Origin of the sequence: Streptomyces sp. bgisy159, from assembly GCF_965341775.1 — a bacterium.
Classification (GTDB): Bacteria; Actinomycetota; Actinomycetes; order Streptomycetales; family Streptomycetaceae; genus Streptomyces.
Genome location: NZ_CBDQZH010000022.1, coordinates 87,122 through 106,930 on the forward strand (window position 1 = coordinate 87,122; position 19,809 = coordinate 106,930).

Below are 19,809 nucleotides of genomic sequence, written 5' to 3' on the forward strand. Positions count from 1 at the left end.
TTAGGCGGCAGTTCCATTGACTTCTCACCTCCCCTCCACGTCAATGACCCCCGTCGGCGCAGAAGAGCCGCTGCGCCCGCATCCCTCAGGAGGGGAGACCATGGGTCCGACAACCCGAAGATCCCGTCGACGGCGCTGTGCGGCGCTGCTCGGGGCGGCCGCGCTCGCGGTCACCGCGGGCGGAGCGCTGGCGACCCCGGCCGGTGCCGCCGCGAACGCCTCCGCGAACGCCTCCGTGAACGTCGACTTCCCGACGCACTGCATCCCGCCGCCCGTCGCGGGACTCCCGCCGATCGACGGCACCACCACCGCGAAGATCGAGGTGGACAACGCCAGCCCCAAGGTCGGCGACACCGTCGGTGTGACCTACACCGTGGTCTCGCCCGCCGCCAGCAACCCCACCGACCTGGCGCTGCCCGCCGACATCATGACCCCGACCGGCAAGGTCGCCCTGGGTGGCGCGCAGACCGGCGCCGTCACCGTCACCGGACCGAGGAAGAACCCGCCGGTGCCCGGCCGGGGCGCCTTCCCGTCCTTCTCGATGACCGGCACCTTCACCGTCACCGCGCCCGGCGCGATCACTCTGTCGCCCGGCGACTACAACATCCACACCAGCTACATCCTGGAACTGGACACGCCCTGCACGGTGACCGACCCGCCCGCCCCGGTGTCGGAGACCGTCACGGCGGCCGACGACCCGCCCGCCAACACCCGGGCCATCTCCCTCGGCTCGGCCTCCGGCAGCCCGGGGGCGAGCGTCGTCGTCACCGGCAGCCACTTCACGCCGGGTGCCGCCGTCACCCTCGCCGGCCGGTCCGGGTCCGCCCAGACCGCGGACACCGCGACCGTGACCGCCGACGCCCAGGGAGCCTTCAGCGGCTCGCTCGTCGTCAACGACCTCACCACCACCGGTGTCGTGGCCTACGAGGGCGGCGCGTGGTCCGCGGACAAGGGCGCCGGGCCCGTCGCGTACGTCGTCGTCGACGACACTCCCGTGCCCGCGAACAGCCAGAAGCTGACGGCCACCGTGAAGGCGGGGACGCTGTCCATGTCCCAGGCCGGGGACTCCGTCGCCCTGACCGCCGTCGACTTCGGTGAGGGCGGTGCCGCCACCGGCGCGCTGCGGAGCGTGACCGTCAAGGACTTCCGCGGCGGTCCCGCGGGCTGGTCCCTGACCGGCAAGGTCACCGACTTCACCGGACCCGGCGCCACCGTCCCCGCCGGGAACCTGAGCTGGACACCCGCCTGCGCCACCGAGGCGGGCAGCCCCAGCACCTGCCGGGCCGGCTCCGCGGGCACCGTGGGCAGCGCGGGAGCCACCCTGGCGTCCGCCGCCGACGCCGCGCTCACCGGCGGTGAGTTCACCGCCGACGCCCGGCTCTCCCTCGACGTACCGGCCTTCACGCCCCCGGGCGGCTACGCCGGCGTCCTGACCCTCACCCTCACCTGACACCCAGTCGACCAAGGCCGGGCGCCCCGCCGTGCAACCCGGGGCCGCACCCGCCCGACCTGCCCGACGCCCCTGGGGGGTCCGCACCCATGCGTACGCCGCACCGCCTCCTCCTGAGCCTGCTCCTCCCGGCACTGTTCCTCGCCGCCCCCGGCACCGCCCGCGCCGCCGACAACGGCAGCTGGTCCGTGCGGCCCGTCTCCTCGGCCGTCGCCGCGCGGCCCTACTTCCAGATCGCCGCCGACCCCGGCCAGACCGTCCGGGACGAAGTGGTCGTCACCAACAGGACTGCCGGCCCGCTGACCTTCCGGCTGTACGCCGCCGACGCCTACAACACCCCCCGCGACGGCGGCTTCGCCGTGCGCGGCGCGGAGGAGCCCATGCGGGCCGTCGGAGCCTGGGCACGGCCCGCGAAGGACCGGATCACCGTCCCCGGGCACGCCTCCGTCACCGTGCCGTTCACCCTCCGGGTGCCCGAGGACGCCGAGCCCGGCGACCACCCCGGGGCGATCGTCGCCCTCGACGAACGGACGGAGAAGGCCGCCGCGGGCGGTGTCGCCCTCGGCGTCCGGCGGGCCGTCGGCGCCCGGGTGTACCTCCAGGTCAGCGGCCCCGCCCTGCCCGCGCTCACCGTCGAGGACGTACGGATCGTCCAGCACCGGCCGCTGGTGCCCGGCCTCGGCGGCAGCACGGCGACCGTCCACTACGTCCTGCGCAACACCGGCAACGTCACCCTCGCGCCCCGGGTGCGGCTGACGGCGCGCGGACTGTTCGGCCGCACCCTCCTCGACCGCGACCTGACAAAGGTCCCCGCCGAGCTGCTGCCGGGGCAGAAGGTCGAGCTCAGCGAGGTGTGGCGAGGCGCGCCCCAGCTGGACCGGGGCCGGGTCACCGTGACGGCCGCCGCGCGGGACACCCGCGAGCGGGCCGGCGCCTCGTTCCTCGCGGTGCCGTGGCTCGTGGCGGCGGTCGTCCTGGCGCTCGCCGGCGCGGCCGGGGCGCTGGGGGTCAGAGCGCGTCGGGCCCGCGCTCGCCGGTCCGTACCCGCACGACCGTCTCCACCGGCACGGCCCACACCTTCCCGTCCCCGATCTTCCCCGTCTGCGCGGCCCTGACGACCGCGTCGATCACGGGCTCCGCGTCGGCGTCCTCCACGACGACCTCGATGCGGACCTTCGGTACCAGGTCCACCTGGTACTCGGCGCCGCGGTACACCTCGGTGTGGCCGCGCTGCCTGCCGTACCCGCTGGCCTCGGTCACGGTCAGGCCCTGCACACCCAGCTCCTGCAGGGCGGTCTTGACCTCGTCGAGGCGGTACGGCTTGACGATGGCGGTGATGAGCTTCATGTCTGGCTCTTGACCTTCTGGGCGCTGGGGACGACGGAGTGGGCGGTGACCGGGGCACCGTGGCCGAGGACGCCGTGATCGTATGCCGTCTCGGCGTGCACCGTAAGGTCGAGGCCGGTGTGCTCCTCCTCCTCGCTCGCCCGGAAGCCCATCACCTTGTCGATCAGCTTGGCGATGCCGTACGTCACGGCGAAGACGTACGCCGCCACGGCGAGCACGGCGACCGCCTGCTTGCCGAGCTGGGCGAGCCCGCCGCCGTAGAACAGGCCCTCGGCGCCGCCGGTCATGGCCCGCTCGGCGAACAGGCCGATCAGCAGGGTGCCGATGACCCCGCCGACGAAGTGGACGCCGACGACGTCCAGGGAGTCGTCGTAGTTCAGCTTGAACTTCCAGCTCACCGCGTAGCTGCACACGACTCCGGCGGTGAGGCCGACGACGAGGGCGCCGAGCAGGGAGACCGAACCGCAGGACGGGGTGATCGCGACCAGACCGGCCACCGCGCCGGACGCGGCGCCCAGGGTGGTCGGGTGGCCGTCCCGCTTCTGCTCCACGAACAGCCAGCCCAGCAGGCCGGTGCAGCCGGCGGCGAGGGTGTTGAGGAGGGCGGCGGCGGCCAGGCCGTTGGCGCCCAGGGCCGAACCGGCGTTGAAGCCGAACCAGCCGAACCACAGCAGGCCCGCGCCCAGCACCACCATCGGCAGGTTGTGCGGCCGCATGGCGTCCTTCTTGAACCCCAGCCGCGGGCCCAGCACCAGCGCCACCGCGAGACCCGAGGCACCCGAGGTGATCTCCACGGGCAGGCCGCCCGCGAAGTCCAGGGCGCCGAGGCGGGTGAGGATCCAGCCACCCGGCCCCCACGTCCAGTGCGCCACCGGAACGTATACCAGCAGCGTCCACACCGGTACGAAGACCAGCCACGCGCCGAACTTGGCGCGGTCGGCGATCGCGCCGCTGATCAGTGCCGCCGTGATGATCGCGAAGGTCAGCTGGAAGGTGGCGAAGAGCAGGGTCGGCACCGTGCCCTGCACGCTGTCCGGTCCGACGCCGGACATCCCGGCGAGGTCCAGGCCGCCGAGGAGACCGCCGCCGATGTCGTCGCCGAAGGCGAGCGAGTAGCCGCAGACCAGCCAGACCACGGTGACGAGCGCGATCGACACGAAGCTCATCATCAGCATGTTCAGGACGCTCTTCGCGCGGACCATGCCGCCGTAGAAGAGAGCCAGTCCCGGGGTCATCAGCAGCACGAGGGCGGTGGCGGCGAGCAGCCAGGCGGTGTCGCCGGTGTCGACGCTTGCGGCGGCGAGGGTCACGGTCGTCTCCAACGGTGCGGGGGCTCGTCAGAGGGTCACCGGCGCGCGTTTCCGCTCGCGTACGGGTGTGTTTCCGAGACGTTTCGTTGCGGGCGGGTTTCCGGAAGCTCACGGGGGGACGGGCGGTGCGGCGGGGCTCCGTGGATCAGGGAGAATGGGGGCCATGAGCGTTCGCAGCCAGTCATCCAAGCCGTCGGAATCCTCGGGGGCACCCCATCGCGCCGGCTTCGCCTGCTTCGTGGGCCGCCCCAACGCGGGCAAGTCCACCCTCACGAACGCTCTCGTCGGCAAGAAGGTCGCGATCACCGCGAACCAGCCGCAGACGACGCGGCACACGGTGCGGGGGATCGTGCACCGGGAGGACGCCCAGCTGATCCTCGTCGACACCCCGGGGCTGCACAAGCCGCGGACGCTGCTGGGCCAGCGGCTCAACGACGTCGTACGCACCACCTGGGCCGAGGTCGACGTGATCGGCTTCTGCCTGCCGGCGAACGAGAAGATCGGCCCCGGCGACCGCTTCATCGCCAAGGAGCTCGCGGGGATCAAGAGGACCCCGAAGGTCGCCGTCGTCACCAAGACGGACCTCGTCGACTCCAAGACCCTGGCCGAGCAGTTGATCGCGATCGACCAGCTCGGAAAGGAGCTCGGCTTCGAGTGGGCGGAGATCGTGCCGGTGTCGGCGGTCCAGGACAAACAGGTGGACCTGCTGGCAGACCTGCTCGTCCCGCTCCTGCCGGAGGGCCCCGCCCTCTACCCCGAGGGCGACCTGACCGACGAGCCCGAGCAGGTCATGATCGCGGAGCTGATCCGCGAAGCCGCGCTGGAGGGCGTCCGCGACGAGCTGCCGCACTCCATCGCGGTCGTCGTCGAGGAGATGCTGCCCCGCGAGGACCGCCCGGCCGACAAGCCCCTCCTCGACATCCACGCCTTCGTCTACATCGAACGCTCCAGCCAGAAGGGCATCGTCATCGGCCCCAAGGGCAAGCGCCTCAAGGAGGTCGGCATCAAGTCCCGCCGCCAGATCGAGGCCCTGCTGGGCACGCCGGTGTTCCTCGACCTCCACGTCAAGGTCGCCAAGGACTGGCAACGCGACCCCAAGCAACTCCGCAAGCTGGGCTTCTGACCGTCCCCGCCGCCGGTGGGCACAGGGGAGCGCCGGCATGCCACCGCGACCCGTGATGGTCAAGATCAAGGCCGTCAGCACCCGGCGGTCGGCCGGGTCCGGTCGCCGTCGCGAAGACCGTGCCGGACGGTGTCCACCCCGTGTCGGTCAGGGCGACGTTCCCTGGGCATGCCTGACCGACCCCAACGCGTCTGCGCACGTTCACAGCGGACGAGCCCGGAGGGGTAGCGGTGTCGGATCGGGTGCCAGGGACCGGAACGCGGACTGTCAGGGCGGGTCCGCGTTGCCGGGGTCAGGGTCTGGCGTGGTCAGATCGGGAATCGCCATGTGTCGTCCGGAGACAGCAGGTGACTGCCTGCGGGCGAGAGTTCCGCGCGCATCGTGTGAAGAGGGAACCGGTTGTTCTCTTCCCACTTGCGGCGGACTCGTTCCAGGTCATCCCAGAGCCGGCGGGGTCCGCCCTGGTGGACCAGTGGCGTTGGCCCGTCCTCGGCACGCGCCCATGCCCCGTCCGCAGCGAGCAACCACACCACCCGCCGCCCGTCGTTCGGGTACGTGGCCGCTCGGGTCTCGACTCCGGGCGTGTCCAGCTCGTACAGCCACCGGAGCGGCCATTCCTGCCACAGGTCGGGAACCGGACCGTCCGGGGGCCGCACGTCCTCGCCCTCCCTCACACGGGCGGACACGAACACGCTGTTCAGCTTGGCCGGGTAGTCCGCTTCCTGCCGGGTCTCCATGAACGTTGCCGGATCGGGCTGGACCGTGCCGCGTGCGATGCCGTCCGTTCCCATGTCCGCCGTGATGAGTAGGGCGGTGTGGGCAATCGTCGTGACCAGCCGTCCGCCGGGACGGAGCGCACGCAGCCATGACGGAGGGACGGGCCGTACGGAGACAGTCGCCATGATGCGGTCATACTCCGCATCGGGAAGTTCCCCGGTGGCGTCGATGGCTTCCACGCGCGGCGTGCGTCCGAACTCGGCGAGGCGGGTCCGGGCTGCCTCCACCAGGTACGGGTCCACGTCCGCACTCGTCACGTTCTCGTCCCCGAAACGGTGAGCGAACAGAGCGGCGGAGTACCCGGAGCCCGTACCCACGTCCAACACCTTGTGGCCGGGCTTCACGTCGAGTCGGTGCGCCATGGACACGATGAGCCCCGGCAGGGTGCTGGACGACGTGGGGTCGCCCTTCCCGCGTTCACCGGGGGTCGCGTGGTCGGCGTGCGTGGGACCGACGCGGGTAACCAGCGTCTCATCCGTGTACGCGGCGTGCAGCCGCTCGGCGGAGTCCTCGGGGAAGTCCACCAACGCCCATTCCTGCGTCGGGCTGTCCGGGATGCGCTGCCACCAGCGGGGGACGAGCCGGTGACGGGGGGTGTTGCTCACGGCTTCGTGCCACGCGGGGGCGTCGGCGGTCACTTGGTCGGCAAGCACTTTGGCGGCTTCGGTCCACGGGTGCGCTTCGGTCATGCGGGCTCTCCTTGCAGGGCATCGGCCATGGCTTCAACGAGCGGCACGCCAGCCCTGACAGCGAGCCAGTGCCATTGACCGTTGGGGTTCACCTCGAAGAACACCCAACGTCCGTCCGGCGTGACGGCGAAGTCCAGCGCGCCGAAGAACAAGCCGAGTTCGTCCATGAGTTGGCGGACCCCCTTCTCTACCTTCGGGGGCATGTCCACCACTTCGTATCGGTGGGACTGGTAGTCCGTCCGCCAGTCGAGCCGTGCGGCTTCACTGTCCGTATGGATGGCCACGGGGAACATGCGCTCCCCGATCGCGGTCAAGCGCACTTCGTACGCTTTGTCCACACGCTCTTGGAACAGATGGGCGGTGCTGCTCACTCCGTCGTCCACCTCGTCCGCGGAGACGAGCGCCACGGGGAGGAACTGCCGCTTCCCCTCCGGGCCGAGCACGCCACCGCCGAGCCCCTTGTACACAACCGCGTCCTCCCCCATGAACGTGCGGGCGTGCTCGGGGTCAGATGTGATCACGGAGCGGGGTACGTCCAGCCCGCAGCGAGCGGCAACCGCCAGTTGAACGGGCTTGTAGTTCGCGGCAGCATCCTTGCTCGGATGGTTGACCCACCGCACGGGCAGGGAACCGAGCACGCCGAGCAACCCGGAGCGCGCTTCCGAGACCGCGAGGGCGCGAGCGTGTCCCGGCCAGTAGCCCGGTGTGCGGAACTCGTTGGGGCGTCGCCACCACACCGACTTGACGGACTCCAGGCGGACCGTACGGGAGCCGGTGAGAGGCCCCGTCCAGCCGTTCCCGGTGAGGGAGACGGCTAGACGGGAAGCGGTCGGGAAGTCAGCAGTATCGAACCTGACGACCTGTTCACCGCGATTCACCAGCTCCTCAACCACTGCATCGGCGGTGAGATCGTTCCGCCCGGTCAGGATGAGGATGGATGGCATGTCAGTACAGGTCGGTTCCGGAGTCGGAGCCGGGAGCCGAGCCGTCACCGTTGCTGGTCTCGGTCTGCGTCTCGGGCATCTCGGCCGTGATCGCGTGCCACGGGTTACCCTCGGCGGAGACGTTGAGCTGAAGCTCCTCGCTGTAGGTGATGACCGGTTCTTCGCTGTTCGTCGGAGCCGGCGAGACCAGGTGCCGGACCCCGAACGGAACGGACGTAGCCGCTGCGGTGTTCATACTGCGTTCCTCCTGTGTAGCCAGTTCTTGCGGTGTGGGTGGTGCTCGTCGTGCTCCTACAGAACCGGTCGGCTGCCGGACCGTCACGCACGACAGCCGACCGGGGTTGAGCCCCGCCCCCTGCCACAGAGCGAGTCGCGGCTCCGTGCTGTCCTGGTCCGGGTCCTATGTGGCGAGGGCGGGAGTATCAGCGCGCTACGCCCACGGGTCCGCAGCGAGGACGTACAGGGGGTGCGACAGTCCGCCGATTCGGTGGGCTATCGGCTCGGGTGTCACCTGGTCGGGCTCGTCGGCGGGGAGCCGGACCGGCCAGACGGACCGGGTGTACGTGCAGTCCGTGTCCGGAACCTTGACGAACAGCGGGTGCCCGCCCTTGATGTGCTCGCGTGCCTCGCGTTGCTCGTCCGGGGCGGTAGCCCACATGCGGAGTTCCGCGGGGCAGTCCGGGACGGGGACGGTTGCCGCGCGCATGGTCGGCTGTACCCACGCCGAACGGTGCGGGTCGGGGTCGAGCCGGTCCGCAATGCGCAGTGCCTCGCCGCGGAGCCATCGGAGCACCAGCACGGGGGAAATGCTCTGCGTGGTGCCTAAGACGTACGGCACGGTCTCGCCCGTGCCGTACACCGGGCCTTCCGCGCGTACCTCTGCCCAGTAGCCCGCCGGGTCCGGTCTGTCGTTCATACCGGGCACCCCCGCCACATGACCCACGGGCGTTCGATCACTTCGGCATAGCTGGTGTGCTCGGGGTGCTCGCGCATGTGGTCGAACGCCCACGTCTGCGGCTCGGTCGGGTCCTCGCTCGCGGGAGACTCCGCGGCACACTCGGTGTCGTCCTCGGTGAGCGTGAGACACCGGAACGCGTAGGTGGTGGGCGGGGCGTCGTCGTCCTGGTCCGGGCGCAACGTCCAGTCGGCGAACGCGAACATGCGACGGGTCGTAGTGGTCACAGCCGTTCACCCCGGCTCCGGGCGTTCACGCGGGCGGTCTCCGCGTGCAGACGCTCCATCGGGTCCGCGGGGCGCACGCGTCTGGGCTCGGCCTCCCACTCGATCCCGCCACCGATGGGGCGTAGTGACCAGTACGGGCCTGCGACCCCGCAGAACTCTCCGACACGGTTACAGCTCGTGTCCATCATCAGCACTCCCACGGAGGGCGGTACCGACTCTGCACTCACTCGCCCATCCCCTTCCGCCGCGACCTGGGCTGTTCGCTCCAGGTAACCGCGTGATCACCCCCGGCGGTACTGTTGGGAAGCGCACAAGGATTAAGAGCGTTAAGCGATTAGCGCAGTCGTGCATGGGGAGTTGAACGTCCGTGGGCACCAGCGAGCCGAACACAGCGTTAGAGCGTCTGTTCCGCGAGACCGGGTGGACGCTGCGGCAATGCGCGCAAGCGATCAACCGGATTGGAACCGAGCGCGGCACCCCGAAGCAGTACCGCGCACCTTCCGTTCACCAGTGGTTGAGCGGCAGCGTTCCGCGCGAGGATGCCCGGTCGCTGATCTTGGAAGCGTTCGCCCGACGGCTTGGGCGACCCGTCACGTACGCGGAAGTTGGCTTCCCGGCCCCTGACAGCGGGACGGAGGCGACACCATCCGGCACGGTAGACGGGGTCATTGATCTTGGAAGGCTGGACATGGACCCTTCCCGCCGTAGCGTGCTGAGCGTCGCTCTCTTCTCCGTTGCACTGACCGTCCCCGAGTGGCCAGACGTGGTGGGGCGGATTGAGGCTGCTCAAAAAGGCACGCGAACCCGTATCGGCATGTCCGACGTGCACACGGTTTCCGCCATGACGGAACAGCTCTCGTCCATGGATGACCAGTTCGGGGGCCGCACCGCTCGTCCGCTCGCCGCAACCTTCCTCGTCAACACAGTTGCCCCGTTCCTGCGGACGGACGGTCCCGAGGACGTGCGGAAAGCCATGATGTCCGCGGCTTCCGATCTCTGCTATCTCACCGGATACATGGCTGTTGACGAGGGGTTGCACGGTCTCGCACAGGGCTACTACCTCAAAGCGCTAGAGCTTGCGGGAGCGTCGGAAGACCACTTGACGTACTGCACCACGCTCCGCGGCATGAGCGTGCAAGCCGTAGACCTGGGCCAAGGGCCGATGGCAAAGCGGCTCGCCGATGCTGCCGCGGCATCCTCACCTCAGGCTGGTCCGCGGATGCGCGCCTTCCTCTCTGGCCAGCAAGCGCACGCCGCCGCGCAGATTGGGGACCGGCGGTCCGCACTCATGTACTTGCAGGAAGCCGAAGTGGCCATGGATAAGGCGGAGTCTCGCGGGAAGGTGTTCGGCTCGTACGACCCCGCATCGCTCAACTACCACACCAGCCAAGTGCGCTTCGAAATGGGCGACGTGCACGGAGCTGTTGCTGCCATGCAGGAATCGGATCGGCTTCGGTGCAGCATCTATCGACGGACGCGCGTCAAAGAACGGGCGATCCTCGCCGAGCGACAACTATCCGTGGGCCACCTTGAGGCCGCGTGCCAGACGTGGGGGCTCGCGCTGGACGATTACCCCCTAGTCAACTCGGGCCGTATCGACAAGCGCATGACGGATATGCTCAACCTGATCCGGCCGCACATCCGCAACCATGATGCGCAAGCTCTGTACGAGCGGGCTCGTACGGTTGTCCGTCCCGAGCTGGTCCCGGCATAGCAAAAGCCCCGCCACCCCCCCCGTTCGGGAAGCATGACGGGGCGATGGCTGCACGTCCGCGATCGGAAAGAGAGTCCACAGAAACGCTCTGATGGGCCATGCGAGTCTTTTCCCTCCCTGCCGTTTTTTGCGGCTCGGGGAGGGGGCCACCCCCTGGTCGGGGGCTCGGGCGAACGAGGACGGACCCGCTCGGCAGCCCAACCGCCCGGCTGATGCTTCGCGGTCTCACGGTTATGAAACGACGTGCACAGCGGACGGAGCCAAGACCACGCGTCCGGGTCGGACACGCCCCGAGCGACCAGCGAACGGCGCGACTCGGGGAAGTGGTCAGCCACCGTCGCCGGCTTGCTGCACAACGCGCACCACGGATGCGCAAAGGGGGCAGGTTGGGAGACCCCGAGGGCCACGAGTTCTGCGTGCTCACCCTGTCCTGACGCGAGGCCCGGCCTACCCCCGCTGAGCGCGCAGCACCCCCCGCAGCCACGCGTACGACGCCTTCGGGGTCCGCTCCAGGGTCGCTCGGTCCACGTGGACCAGGCCGAAGCGGCGGGCGTAGCCCTCGGCCCACTCGAAGTTGTCCATGAGGGACCAGACGAAGTAGCCGCGTACGTCGACGCCCGCGTCGATCGCACGGTGCAGGGCGCGGATGTGGCCGTCGAGGAAGGTGATCCGGGCCTGGTCCTCGACGCCCTCGTAGGAGCAGCCGTTCTCGGTGATGACGATCGGCGGGAGGCGGTCGCCGTAGCGGTCGTGGAAGGCGGTGAGGAGTTCGGTGAGGGCCTCGGGGACCACCGGCCAGCCGAAGTCCGTGACCGGCACGCCCTCGATCTCCCGCACGGAGAAGGGGAGTTCGGCGGGCATCCGGACCCCGCCGAAGTCGATCTCCGTGCCCTGGGGGGCGCCCACCCGTGTCGGGGCGTAGTAGTTGACGCCGTAGAAGTCGATCGGCTCGGCGATGGTCTTCAGGTCCGCCTCCACCTCCCCGGGCATCAGCTCCGCGATGCCGTCCGGGTAGCGGCCCAGCAGTACCGGGTCGGCGAACAGCCGGTTGAGCAGCAGGTCGTAGAAGTCGGCCGCCTCGACGTCCGGCTGCTCCCGCGACGCCGGCCAGGTCGGGCCGTGGGAGTTGGCGATCCCGACGTCCGTGGCGCCGGCCGCGCGCAGCGCCTGGACGCCGAGGCCGTGGGCGAGCAGCTGGTGGTGGGCGGCCGGCAGCGCGTCGAACAACAGCCGTTCGCCGGGCGCGTGAGTGCCCAGCGCATGACCCAGCAGGGTGTGCTCGGCGGGCTCGTTCAGCGTGATCCACTTGCTCACGCGGTCCCCGAGCCGGTCGGCGACGAGCGACACGTACTCCGCGAAGCGGGCCGCCGTGTCGCGGCGCAGCCAGCCGCCCGACTCCTGGAAGGCGGCCGGCAGATCCCAGTGGTAGAGCGTCACGACCGGCCGGACGCCCGCCGCGCACACCTCGTCCACCAGCCGGTCGTAGAAGTCCGCGCCGCCCTCCGAGCGCGTCCGGGGCCAGGAGACGGAGAACCGGTAGGCGTCCACGCCCAGGTCGGCGAGGAGCGCCACGTCCTCGCGGTAGCGGTGGTAGTGGTCGCAGGCCACGGCCGCCGTGCTGCCGTCCTTCACCCGTCCCGGGCCGTCCGTGAACACGTCCCACACGGACCGCTCGCGCAGGTCGGCCGCGCCCTCGATCTGGTGGGCGGACGTCGACACGCCCCACAGGAAGCCGGCCGGGAACGGGGGGATCGCGGGCGTCGGGATGCGCGCGCCAGTCGTGTCAGTCGCCATGCGCGGATCATCGGTACCGCCGGTAACAGAAGTCAACGCCCCCGCGCCGGCCGCGTGTTACGCGCCTTCCTTCAGCACCCGCGAGATCAGCTCGCGCTGCTCCTCGGTGAGCCGGGGGTCCGCGCAGTACACGGTCGTCCCGTCCACCGTGAGCTCGTACGCGAAGCCGTCCGGCACCCCGGCCGGAGGGCTGCCCCGGCCGTCGGCCACCGCCCGCTGGGCCAGGGCCTCCCACTCGCGCGCGTCGGGACGCCCGCAGGTGTCCACCTCCGCGTGCCGCTCGATCCCCGCGAACCCGCCCGTGCGCCGCACTTCGATACGCATGGGTCCTGTCTAGTACGGAGTCACAGGATCTGCACCCCCACCTGCTCCCAGGCCTTCTCCACCGCCTGGAACTCGTCGGTGCCGTCGCCGAAGCGCTCGCGGGCCGCCCGGACGGTCAGCGTGGCGAAGTCCGCGAACAGGGCCCGCTCCTGCAGCTCCCCGCCGGTGAGCACGTCGTACCAGATGCGGCCCGCCTTCTCCCAGGCGTGCCCGCCGATGGCTGTCGCCACGAGGTAGAACGCGTGGTTGGGGATGCCGGAGTTGATGTGCACCCCGCCGTTGTCGCGGCCGGTGCGCACATAGCCGTCCATGGTCGCGGGCTGCGGGTCCTTGCCGAGGACGTCGTCGTCGTAGGCGGTCCCCGGCGCCTTCATGGAGCGCAGGGCCTGCCCGGTGACCGCCGGGGCGAGCAGTCCGGCGCCGATCAGCCAGTCGGCCTCGGCGGCGGTCTGGCCGAGCGTGTACTGCTTGATGAGCGAGCCGAACACGTCGGACATCGACTCGTTCAGGGCGCCGGACTGGCCGTAGTAGGTCAGGTTGGCCGTGTACTGGGTGACGCCGTGGGTGAGTTCGTGGCCGATGACGTCGACGGGCAGGGTGAAGTCGAGGAAGATCTCGCCGTCCCCGTCGCCGAACACCATCTGCTCGCCGTTCCAGAAGGCGTTGTTGTAGTCCCGGTCGTAGTGGACGGTGGCGTCCAGGGGCAGGCCGTCGCCGTCGACGGAGTGCCGGCCGTACTCCCGCAGGAAGAGGTCGAAGGTGGCGCCGAGGCCGGCGTAGGCGCGGTTGACGGTGGCGTCCGGGCCGGCTTCCTCGCCCTCCCGGCGCGCCGGGGCGCCGGGCAGGTCGGTGCCGTGCCCGGCGTCGTAGACGGTGCGCAGCGGCTGGTCCGACGGCGCCTTCGCGGAGGGCGCGGACGCGAGCCGGAACTCGGTGGTCACCTGGCGCCGGCCGCGCAGCGCGTTGTCCCGGGCGAGGGTGCGCCGGGCGGGTCCGGAGCGGGCGGGGTCGTCGCTGCGGGCCAGCTTGTCGAGGACGTGGGGTGGTACGACGGTGCAGAAGACGGGCTCTCGGCCCCCGTTGGTCGTCATGTTTCGCACCATTGCACTCCGTGACGTGACTGTCACCACCCGCAACCATGATTGGTGAAACAGACCGACTCGCCCCCCTGGTTGCCGGGCTCCAGTGGTATGACGCACTTTTTGCCCCTCTTGTCCGCGCGGTCCCGCATACTGATACAGGCCCGCGCGCACCGGACGGCTTCGCTAGGCTGCGGAGCACCATGCGTATCGGGCTGCTTCTCCTTAGCTGCCGCGGCGAGGGCCTGTAGTCGAGGCCGACCCCCTCCCCGCGGAGCTTGGCGTTGCGTCGTCGGCCGTCCGTCCGGACACCCTGAGGAGCCCGAAGCATCATGGCCAACCGCCAGCAGCCCAGCCCCATGCCGATCCACAAGTACGGCCGCTACGAGCAGGTCGACCTCCCGGGCCGCACCTGGCCGGAGCAGCGGATCACCGCCGCTCCCCGCTGGCTCTCCACCGACCTGCGGGACGGCAACCAGGCCCTGATCGATCCGATGACGCCCGAGCGCAAGCGCCGGATGTTCGACCAGCTGGTCAAGATGGGCTACAAGGAGATCGAGGTCGGCTTCCCCGCCTCCGGCCAGACCGACTTCGACTTCGTGCGCTCGATCATCGAGGAAGAGGGCGCGATCCCGGACGACGTGACGATCTCCGTGCTGACCCAGGCCCGCGAGGACCTGATCGAGCGGACCGTCGAGTCGCTGAAGGGTGCCAGGCGGGCCACCGTCCACCTGTACAACGCGACCGCCCCGGTCTTCCGGCGCGTGGTCTTCCGCGGCTCCAGGGACGACATCAAGCAGATCGCCGTCGACGGCACCCGCCTGGTGATGGAGTACGCCGAGAAGCTGCTGGGTCCGGAGACGGAGTTCGGCTACCAGTACAGCCCCGAGATCTTCACCGACACCGAGCTGGACTTCGCCCTGGAGGTCTGCGAGGCCGTCATGGACGTCTGGCAGCCCGGCCCCGGCCGCGAGATCATCCTGAACCTGCCGGCCACGGTCGAGCGTTCCACGCCGTCCACGCACGCCGACCGCTTCGAGTGGATGGGCCGCAACCTCTCCCGCCGCGAGCACGTCTGCCTGTCGGTCCACCCGCACAACGACCGCGGCACCGCCGTCGCCGCCGCCGAACTGGCGCTGATGGCCGGCGCCGACCGCGTCGAGGGCTGCCTGTTCGGGCAGGGCGAACGCACCGGCAACGTCGACCTGGTCACCCTGGGCATGAACCTGTTCTCGCAGGGCGTCGACCCGCAGATCGACTTCTCCGACATCGACGAGATCCGTCGCACGTGGGAGTACTGCAACCAGATGGAGGTCCACCCGCGCCACCCGTACGTGGGCGACCTGGTCTACACGTCCTTCTCCGGCTCCCACCAGGACGCCATCAAGAAGGGCTTCGACGCGATGGAGGCCGACGCGGCGGCCCGCGGCGTCACCGTCGACGACATCGAGTGGGCCGTGCCGTACCTGCCCATCGACCCCAAGGACGTCGGCCGCTCCTACGAGGCCGTCATCCGCGTCAACTCGCAGTCCGGCAAGGGCGGCATCTCCTACGTCCTGAAGAACGACCACAAGCTGGACCTGCCGCGCCGGATGCAGATCGAGTTCTCGAAGATCATCCAGGCCAAGACGGACGCCGAGGGCGGCGAGATCACGCCGAAGGAGATCTGGGCCGTCTTCCAGGACGAGTACCTGCCCAACCCGGGCAACCCCTGGGGTCGCATCCAGGTCAAGAACAACCAGTCGACGACGGACACCGACGGCGTGGACACCCTCACCGTCGAGGCGACCGTCGACGGCCAGGACACGGTGCTGACCGGTTCCGGCAACGGCCCGATCTCGGCCTTCTTCGACGCGCTGGAGTCCATCGGCCTGGACGTACGCCTGCTGGACTACCAGGAGCACACGATGAGCGAGGGCGCCTCCGCGCAGGCCGCCTCCTACATCGAGTGCGCCATCGGCGACAAGGTGCTGTGGGGCATCGGCATCGACGCCAACACCACCCGCGCCTCGCTGAAGGCGGTCGTCTCCGCCGTCAACCGCGCGGCACGCTAGCGCCCGGCGGCTCCCCGCGCCCTTCCCGCGGGCGCGGGGGCACCGCCGGATACCGGCCAATCCTTGTGCAGGTCACGGAGAGGTCTCGTTCTGGGTGATGACTCCGCCTCCCCGATGTGGCTAACATCACGCAAGCGCGGCGATGTTGCCGTGGGGTTACGGAGGTGCGACGTGCTGCCAGTACGGGGACGAGACGGCCGTGCCGCCAGGCATGCGCGCATCCTGGGCACCCGCACCGCGTGGACGCCCGTGGGCGACGGGGAGTTCTTCTGCCCCGGCTGCGGCGGCGACCGCAACTACCAGCGGCTCACCGGACGGCGGCGGTTCACCCTGCTCGGTGTGCCGGTGCTGCCGCGCGGGGAGACCGGGCCGGTCGTGGAGTGCGCGGCCTGCCGCCGCCACTTCGGCACCGACGTCCTCGACCACCCGACGACGGTCCGGTTCTCCGCGATGCTGCGCGACGCCGTCCACACCGTCGCCCTCGCGGTCCTCGCCGCCGGCGGCGCCTGCGCCCGCCCCGCTCTGGAGACCGCCGCGGCCGCGGTGCGCCTCGCCGGCTTCCCGGACTGCACGGAGGAGCAGCTCGCCACCCTCGTCGAGGCCGTGGCCGCCGACACCGGCCGCGCCTACGACGCGCCCTGCGGGCCCGGCCTGGCCATAGAGCTCCACGAGGCCCTCGACCCCCTCGCCCCGCACCTCGCCGCCATCGGCCGCGAGTCGATCCTCCTCCAGGGCGCCCGCATCGCCCTCGCGGACGGCCCCTACACCCCCGCCGAACGCGAGGTCCTCACCACCGTCGGCACCGCCCTCACCATCCACCCGGACGACGTCCCCCGCCTCCTGGCAGCAGCGGCCCGCACTCCGTCCTGACCACGCCGCTCCGTCCCGGACCGCACCCTGGACCCGGCCTCACACCAGCACCGGCGTCACGCGCCCCGACTAGTACAGGCCCCGCTCCGGGCTTCGGCGCCTAGAGCAGCCCGGCCGTCTCCAGGGTCGTGCGGACCCGTGCCGTCTCCTCCCGCGACAGCGGGATCTGCGGGGCGGCCGTGGCCGGGCAGGCGATGACGCCGAGGAGGTGCAGGGCCGTCTTGAAGGCGCCCAGGGCGGCCGAGGTGGGGCCCATACGGGCGGGGGAGGCGGCGTGGACGACGCGGTACAGCGCGGCCAGGCGCTCCTGCTCGGCGCGGGCCGCGGCCCAGTCCCCGGCGCGGCACAGGCGGTGCAGGCGGACGTAGCCGACGGGGTCGACGTTGGCGAGGCCGGGCACCGCGCCGTGGGCGCCGGCGGCGAGGGCGCAGTCGACGAGGAGTTCGGAGCCGGTGAGCACGCTGAAGGCCGGAACCCCGCGGGTGCCGGTGACGATGTCGCGGAAGGCGGCCAGATCGCCGCTGGAGTCCTTCAGACCGGCAAGGACACCCTCCGCCGCCAGGTCCAGGACCACCTCGGCGGGCAGCTTGGCGCCGGTGGCGGACGGCAGGTCGTAGGCGAGCACCGGCACCGGGCTCGCCGTCGCGGCCAGCCGGAAGTGCGCGGCGGTCTCGGCCGGGCCGACGCGGGCGTAGAACGGCGAGATCACCACCACCGCGTCCGCCCCGGCCGCCGCGACCGACGCGATGTGCTCCCGGACGCGCGGTGTCGTCATGTCGATCGCCCCCGCCAGGACGGGGAGCCGGCCGGCCACGTGACCCGTGACCGTGCGGACCACCAGCGCGCGCTGCGCGTCCGTGAGGAACGCCGCCTCCGACGACGTCCCGAGCACGAAGAGGCCGTCCACCCCGCCCGCGACCAGGTGGTCGACCAGCCGCAGCAGCGACTCCACGTCCACCTCGCCCTCCGGTGTCAGGGGCGTGCAGACGGGCGGGACGACACCGGTGAGCGGGGCGGGGAGCGGCATGGGACTCCTAGGGCCTAGGGAAGGGTCTTCTCGTACGTCCTGTCCTTGTCCGAGTCGTAGACCAGCTTGCCCGAGGAGTCGTACCCCTTGATGTGCGGCGCGAGGGTGACCTGCCGGTGGAGCGTTCCGGTGGCCACGAACCAGCCATGGTCGAGTACGGCGGTGGCGGAGCCGTCGCCGTAGTCGACGGTCACCCGGGCCACCGACGGCTCGACCGTGCCGATGAGCCCCCAGCGGAACGGCAGCCGCCAGTGGCCGCGGTCGAGGAACGACTGCTGGTACAGCTTCCCGCTGTTGATGTCCGCCGCGACCGGCGGCAGGTCCGGGCCGGCGGCGCCGCCCCCGCTGGTGTTCATGCCGGTGATCTCGCCGTCCTTGACGGTGCAGATCACCCGGATCTGCTGGGGCCGTTCCCGGACCGCGACGACGAAGTGGCCGTCGCCGGGGGTGTTGGAGTCGCCGGTCGCGCGCATGGCCAGCAGGATCCGGTAGTCGGCGGCCCGGCCCAGGTCCGGCCGGGTCCCGGCCTTCGGTGCCGGGAGGGACCGGTCGTTCGCCAGGCACTTCTCCAGGTCCCCGGCCGCCTGCTCGAAGGTGACGCCGTCCAGCAACTGACCTTCAGTCGCGGGGCGTTGCGGTTCGGACGGGTCCGCCGACGCCGTCCCGGCCGGGGTCCCCGCAGTGGTCCCGGCCGAGGTCTGCGGGGCGCTGACCGACGGCATCGATGCCGCCGTGTCAGCGCCCCGTCCCCCGTTCCCCCCGGCCATGGCGTACGCCCCCACCGGCAGCACGGCCAGCGCGGCCAGCGCCGCGCCGGCCACCGCCGTCCTGCGGCGCCGCTCCACCACACCGCGCCGCCGGATCGCCGGATACGGCGCCGGCGAGGGCTGGATCGCGTACGCGTCCTCGGTGAGCAACTCCCGCAGCCGCTCCTCGAAGTCGTCGCCCCGGTCCTCGGTCTGCCGCACCTCGTCGGGTGTCTCGCTCACCGTCCACCTCCCTGCCCGGACGCGCTCACGGCCGGGGCCAGCCCCGGGAACGCGCGCAGCTTCGCCAGCCCCTTGGAGGCCTGGCTCTTGACCGTGCCCGCGGAGCAGCCGAGCACCTCGGCCACCTCCGCCTCGGAGAGGTCCTCCCAGTAGCGCAGTACCACCACGGCCCGCTGCCTGGGCGGAAGTCCGGCCAGGGCGGCGAGCAGCGTGCCGCGCTCGTCGACCCTGCGCTGCCCCTCGTCCCGCGACGCCACCTCCGGCGGCGCGTCGGTCAGCGACTCCCTGACCCGCCGCTTGCGGAAGCGGTCGCTGTTGCAGCTGACCAGCATCCGCCGGACGTACGCCTCCGGGTTGTCGGTCCGCGCCACCCGCCGCCAGGACCGGTAGGCCTTCGCCAGCGCGGTCTGCGTCAGGTCCTCGGCGTCATGGACGTCGCCCGTCAGCAGATAGGCGGTCCGCACCAGCCGCGACCACCGCGCCCTGACGAACTCCTGGAACTGGCCTTCCAGCCCGTCGTGCATCCAGCACCCCCTCCTCGCCCTCCAGACCACCGCGTGGGACGAACGGGTTGCCCGGGACGCGGAATTCCTTTCGAGAGCGGGGCGGACGGGCGGAACCGGTTGTCGTCGCCTCCCGGTCACCGGTCGAATGGGTCCGTGACCGACGAGACGGCGACGGGCTGGCGGGCGGGGGAGCCCGGGGTGCTGAGGCTGCCCTCCGGGCGGCTGGTGCGGGGCCGGGGGCTGCGCCGCCCGCTCGATCCGGCGGCCCCCCTCCCGGCCTACGGCGTGTACCTGCTCGGCAGGCCGCCCCCCGCCCTGCCCTGGGACGCCCACTGGCTGCGCTGGCCCGACTTCCGGCTGCCGGCCGAGCGCGACCGGGCCCCGGCGGTGCTGCGCGAGGCGTGGCGGCGCTGCGCCGACGAGCGGGTCGAGATCGCCTGCGGCGGCGGCCGCGGCCGCACGGGCACCGCCCTGGCCTGCCTCGCGGTCCTCGACGGGGTGCCGCCCGAGGAGGCCGTGGCCTTCGTGCGGCGCCACTACGACCGGCGCGCGGTGGAGACCCCATGGCAGCGGCGGTACGTGCGACGGTTCCCGTCGGCCGGGTGAGCGCCGAGGGAGTGCCGGGTGAGC

21 protein-coding genes are annotated in these 19,809 nt (G+C 71.3%); 7 read left to right on the forward strand and 14 right to left on the reverse strand.

What is annotated here, in order from left to right; translation table 11 throughout:
• Positions 1-100 precede the first annotated feature (100 nt).
• Positions 101-1,450: a beta-xylosidase gene (locus ACSLTV_RS21610; protein ID WP_435612677.1), complete on the forward strand. Its 1,350-nt coding sequence runs from the start codon at positions 101-103 to the stop codon at positions 1,448-1,450.
• Between the two features lie 89 nt (positions 1,451-1,539).
• The gene (locus ACSLTV_RS21615; protein WP_432137489.1) at positions 1,540-2,565 is read left to right on the forward strand and encodes a WxL protein peptidoglycan domain-containing protein; all 1,026 of its coding nucleotides are present in this window, start codon (positions 1,540-1,542) and stop codon (positions 2,563-2,565) included.
• Here ACSLTV_RS21615 and ACSLTV_RS21620 read toward each other — a convergent pair.
• Entirely contained in the window at positions 2,459-2,797 is a 339-nt protein-coding gene (locus tag ACSLTV_RS21620; protein ID WP_432137490.1) for a P-II family nitrogen regulator, read from the reverse strand. The genes ACSLTV_RS21615 and ACSLTV_RS21620 overlap by 107 nt on opposite strands.
• On the reverse strand, positions 2,794-4,107 hold the full coding sequence (locus tag ACSLTV_RS21625) for an ammonium transporter (RefSeq protein ID WP_432137491.1): 1,314 nt from the start codon (positions 4,105-4,107) through the stop codon (positions 2,794-2,796). Before ACSLTV_RS21625 ends, ACSLTV_RS21620 begins: the two co-directional genes overlap by 4 nt.
• 154 nt (positions 4,108-4,261) lie before the next feature.
• Between ACSLTV_RS21625 and era the strand changes: the two genes are divergently transcribed.
• The gene (gene era, locus ACSLTV_RS21630; protein ID WP_432137492.1) at positions 4,262-5,230 is read left to right on the forward strand and encodes a GTPase Era; all 969 of its coding nucleotides are present in this window, start codon (positions 4,262-4,264) and stop codon (positions 5,228-5,230) included.
• A 308-nt stretch (positions 5,231-5,538) separates the two neighbouring features.
• Here the strand turns inward: era and ACSLTV_RS21635 are convergent, their stop codons facing one another.
• From ACSLTV_RS21635 to ACSLTV_RS21660, 6 genes are all read right to left on the reverse strand, one after another.
• Positions 5,539-6,696 carry a methyltransferase domain-containing protein gene (locus ACSLTV_RS21635; RefSeq protein ID WP_432137493.1) on the reverse strand — a complete coding sequence of 386 codons (1,158 nt, stop codon included), beginning with the start codon at positions 6,694-6,696 and terminating at the stop codon, positions 5,539-5,541.
• A complete protein-coding gene (gene tgmB, locus ACSLTV_RS21640; protein ID WP_432137494.1) occupies positions 6,693-7,640 on the reverse strand; it encodes an ATP-grasp ribosomal peptide maturase in 948 nt (315 codons plus the stop codon). The genes ACSLTV_RS21635 and tgmB overlap by 4 nt, the downstream gene beginning before the upstream one ends.
• A gap of 1 nt (position 7,641) precedes the next feature.
• Entirely contained in the window at positions 7,642-7,875 is a 234-nt protein-coding gene (tgmA, locus tag ACSLTV_RS21645; RefSeq protein WP_432137495.1) for a putative ATP-grasp-modified RiPP, read from the reverse strand.
• A 195-nt stretch (positions 7,876-8,070) separates the two neighbouring features.
• Entirely contained in the window at positions 8,071-8,556 is a 486-nt protein-coding gene (locus ACSLTV_RS21650) for a hypothetical protein (RefSeq protein WP_432137496.1), read from the reverse strand.
• The gene (locus ACSLTV_RS21655) at positions 8,553-8,801 is read right to left on the reverse strand and encodes a hypothetical protein (protein ID WP_432137497.1); all 249 of its coding nucleotides are present in this window, start codon (positions 8,799-8,801) and stop codon (positions 8,553-8,555) included. Before ACSLTV_RS21655 ends, ACSLTV_RS21650 begins: the two co-directional genes overlap by 4 nt.
• Before the next feature lie 17 nt (positions 8,802-8,818).
• Complete coding sequence (locus tag ACSLTV_RS21660; RefSeq protein WP_432137527.1) at positions 8,819-9,010, reverse strand: hypothetical protein; 192 nt, start codon at positions 9,008-9,010, stop codon at positions 8,819-8,821.
• A gap of 179 nt (positions 9,011-9,189) precedes the next feature.
• On the opposite strand from ACSLTV_RS21660, the gene ACSLTV_RS21665 reads away from it, so the two are divergent.
• Positions 9,190-10,536 carry a tetratricopeptide repeat protein gene (locus ACSLTV_RS21665; RefSeq protein ID WP_432137498.1) on the forward strand — a complete coding sequence of 449 codons (1,347 nt, stop codon included), beginning with the start codon at positions 9,190-9,192 and terminating at the stop codon, positions 10,534-10,536.
• Positions 10,537-10,983: 447 nt separating this feature from the next.
• Here the strand turns inward: ACSLTV_RS21665 and ACSLTV_RS21670 are convergent, their stop codons facing one another.
• The 3 genes from ACSLTV_RS21670 to ACSLTV_RS21680 are packed head-to-tail and all read right to left on the reverse strand — an operon-like array spanning position 10,984 to position 13,745.
• On the reverse strand, positions 10,984-12,330 hold the full coding sequence (locus ACSLTV_RS21670; protein ID WP_435612678.1) for a GH1 family beta-glucosidase: 1,347 nt from the start codon (positions 12,328-12,330) through the stop codon (positions 10,984-10,986).
• Positions 12,331-12,387: 57 nt separating this feature from the next.
• Positions 12,388-12,654, reverse strand: a complete 267-nt coding sequence (locus ACSLTV_RS21675; protein WP_435612679.1) for a protealysin inhibitor emfourin — start codon at positions 12,652-12,654, stop codon at positions 12,388-12,390.
• 20 nt (positions 12,655-12,674) lie between these two features.
• Entirely contained in the window at positions 12,675-13,745 is a 1,071-nt protein-coding gene (locus ACSLTV_RS21680; protein WP_432137501.1) for a M4 family metallopeptidase, read from the reverse strand.
• A gap of 320 nt (positions 13,746-14,065) precedes the next feature.
• On the opposite strand from ACSLTV_RS21680, the gene leuA reads away from it, so the two are divergent.
• Together leuA and ACSLTV_RS21690 are read left to right on the forward strand one after the other, a co-directional pair.
• Positions 14,066-15,787 carry a 2-isopropylmalate synthase gene (leuA, locus tag ACSLTV_RS21685; RefSeq protein ID WP_432137502.1) on the forward strand — a complete coding sequence of 574 codons (1,722 nt, stop codon included), beginning with the start codon at positions 14,066-14,068 and terminating at the stop codon, positions 15,785-15,787.
• Between the two features lie 171 nt (positions 15,788-15,958).
• The gene (locus ACSLTV_RS21690) at positions 15,959-16,657 is read left to right on the forward strand and encodes a TerB family tellurite resistance protein (protein WP_432137503.1); all 699 of its coding nucleotides are present in this window, start codon (positions 15,959-15,961) and stop codon (positions 16,655-16,657) included.
• Positions 16,658-16,757: 100 nt separating this feature from the next.
• Here the strand turns inward: ACSLTV_RS21690 and ACSLTV_RS21695 are convergent, their stop codons facing one another.
• From ACSLTV_RS21695 to ACSLTV_RS21705, 3 genes are read right to left on the reverse strand one after another with little or no spacing between them, the layout of a single operon-like run.
• Positions 16,758-17,684 carry a dihydrodipicolinate synthase family protein gene (locus ACSLTV_RS21695; protein WP_432137504.1) on the reverse strand — a complete coding sequence of 309 codons (927 nt, stop codon included), beginning with the start codon at positions 17,682-17,684 and terminating at the stop codon, positions 16,758-16,760.
• Positions 17,685-17,698: 14 nt separating this feature from the next.
• Positions 17,699-18,673, reverse strand: a complete 975-nt coding sequence (locus tag ACSLTV_RS21700) for a hypothetical protein (RefSeq protein WP_432137505.1) — start codon at positions 18,671-18,673, stop codon at positions 17,699-17,701.
• Entirely contained in the window at positions 18,670-19,197 is a 528-nt protein-coding gene (locus ACSLTV_RS21705; RefSeq protein WP_432137506.1) for a SigE family RNA polymerase sigma factor, read from the reverse strand. The genes ACSLTV_RS21700 and ACSLTV_RS21705 overlap by 4 nt, the downstream gene beginning before the upstream one ends.
• 135 nt (positions 19,198-19,332) lie before the next feature.
• On the opposite strand from ACSLTV_RS21705, the gene ACSLTV_RS21710 reads away from it, so the two are divergent.
• A complete protein-coding gene (locus ACSLTV_RS21710) occupies positions 19,333-19,785 on the forward strand; it encodes a protein-tyrosine phosphatase family protein (RefSeq protein WP_435612680.1) in 453 nt (150 codons plus the stop codon).
• Positions 19,786-19,809: the final 24 nt, after the last annotated feature.

What these genes read in the sequence shown, in the direction of transcription:
- ACSLTV_RS21615 (WP_432137489.1), top strand. Translation starts at nt 1,540, where the DNA reads ATGCGTACGCCGCACCGCCTCCTCCTGAGCCTGCTCCTCCCGGCACTG.
- ACSLTV_RS21660 (WP_432137527.1), bottom strand. Translation starts at nt 9,010, where the DNA reads ATGATGGACACGAGCTGTAACCGTGTCGGAGAGTTCTGCGGGGTCGCA.
- tgmA (WP_432137495.1), bottom strand. Translation starts at nt 7,875, where the DNA reads ATGAACACCGCAGCGGCTACGTCCGTTCCGTTCGGGGTCCGGCACCTG.
- ACSLTV_RS21635 (WP_432137493.1), bottom strand. Translation starts at nt 6,696, where the DNA reads ATGACCGAAGCGCACCCGTGGACCGAAGCCGCCAAAGTGCTTGCCGAC.
- ACSLTV_RS21695 (WP_432137504.1), bottom strand. Translation starts at nt 17,684, where the DNA reads ATGCCGCTCCCCGCCCCGCTCACCGGTGTCGTCCCGCCCGTCTGCACG.
- ACSLTV_RS21620 (WP_432137490.1), bottom strand. Translation starts at nt 2,797, where the DNA reads ATGAAGCTCATCACCGCCATCGTCAAGCCGTACCGCCTCGACGAGGTC.
- tgmB (WP_432137494.1), bottom strand. Translation starts at nt 7,640, where the DNA reads ATGCCATCCATCCTCATCCTGACCGGGCGGAACGATCTCACCGCCGAT.
- ACSLTV_RS21670 (WP_435612678.1), bottom strand. Translation starts at nt 12,330, where the DNA reads ATGGCGACTGACACGACTGGCGCGCGCATCCCGACGCCCGCGATCCCC.
- ACSLTV_RS21650 (WP_432137496.1), bottom strand. Translation starts at nt 8,556, where the DNA reads ATGAACGACAGACCGGACCCGGCGGGCTACTGGGCAGAGGTACGCGCG.
- ACSLTV_RS21675 (WP_435612679.1), bottom strand. Translation starts at nt 12,654, where the DNA reads ATGCGTATCGAAGTGCGGCGCACGGGCGGGTTCGCGGGGATCGAGCGG.
- ACSLTV_RS21610 (WP_435612677.1), top strand. Translation starts at nt 101, where the DNA reads ATGGGTCCGACAACCCGAAGATCCCGTCGACGGCGCTGTGCGGCGCTG.
- ACSLTV_RS21655 (WP_432137497.1), bottom strand. Translation starts at nt 8,801, where the DNA reads ATGTTCGCGTTCGCCGACTGGACGTTGCGCCCGGACCAGGACGACGAC.
- leuA (WP_432137502.1), top strand. Translation starts at nt 14,066, where the DNA reads ATGGCCAACCGCCAGCAGCCCAGCCCCATGCCGATCCACAAGTACGGC.
- ACSLTV_RS21705 (WP_432137506.1), bottom strand. Translation starts at nt 19,197, where the DNA reads ATGCACGACGGGCTGGAAGGCCAGTTCCAGGAGTTCGTCAGGGCGCGG.
- era (WP_432137492.1), top strand. Translation starts at nt 4,262, where the DNA reads ATGGGGGCCATGAGCGTTCGCAGCCAGTCATCCAAGCCGTCGGAATCC.
- ACSLTV_RS21680 (WP_432137501.1), bottom strand. Translation starts at nt 13,745, where the DNA reads ATGACGACCAACGGGGGCCGAGAGCCCGTCTTCTGCACCGTCGTACCA.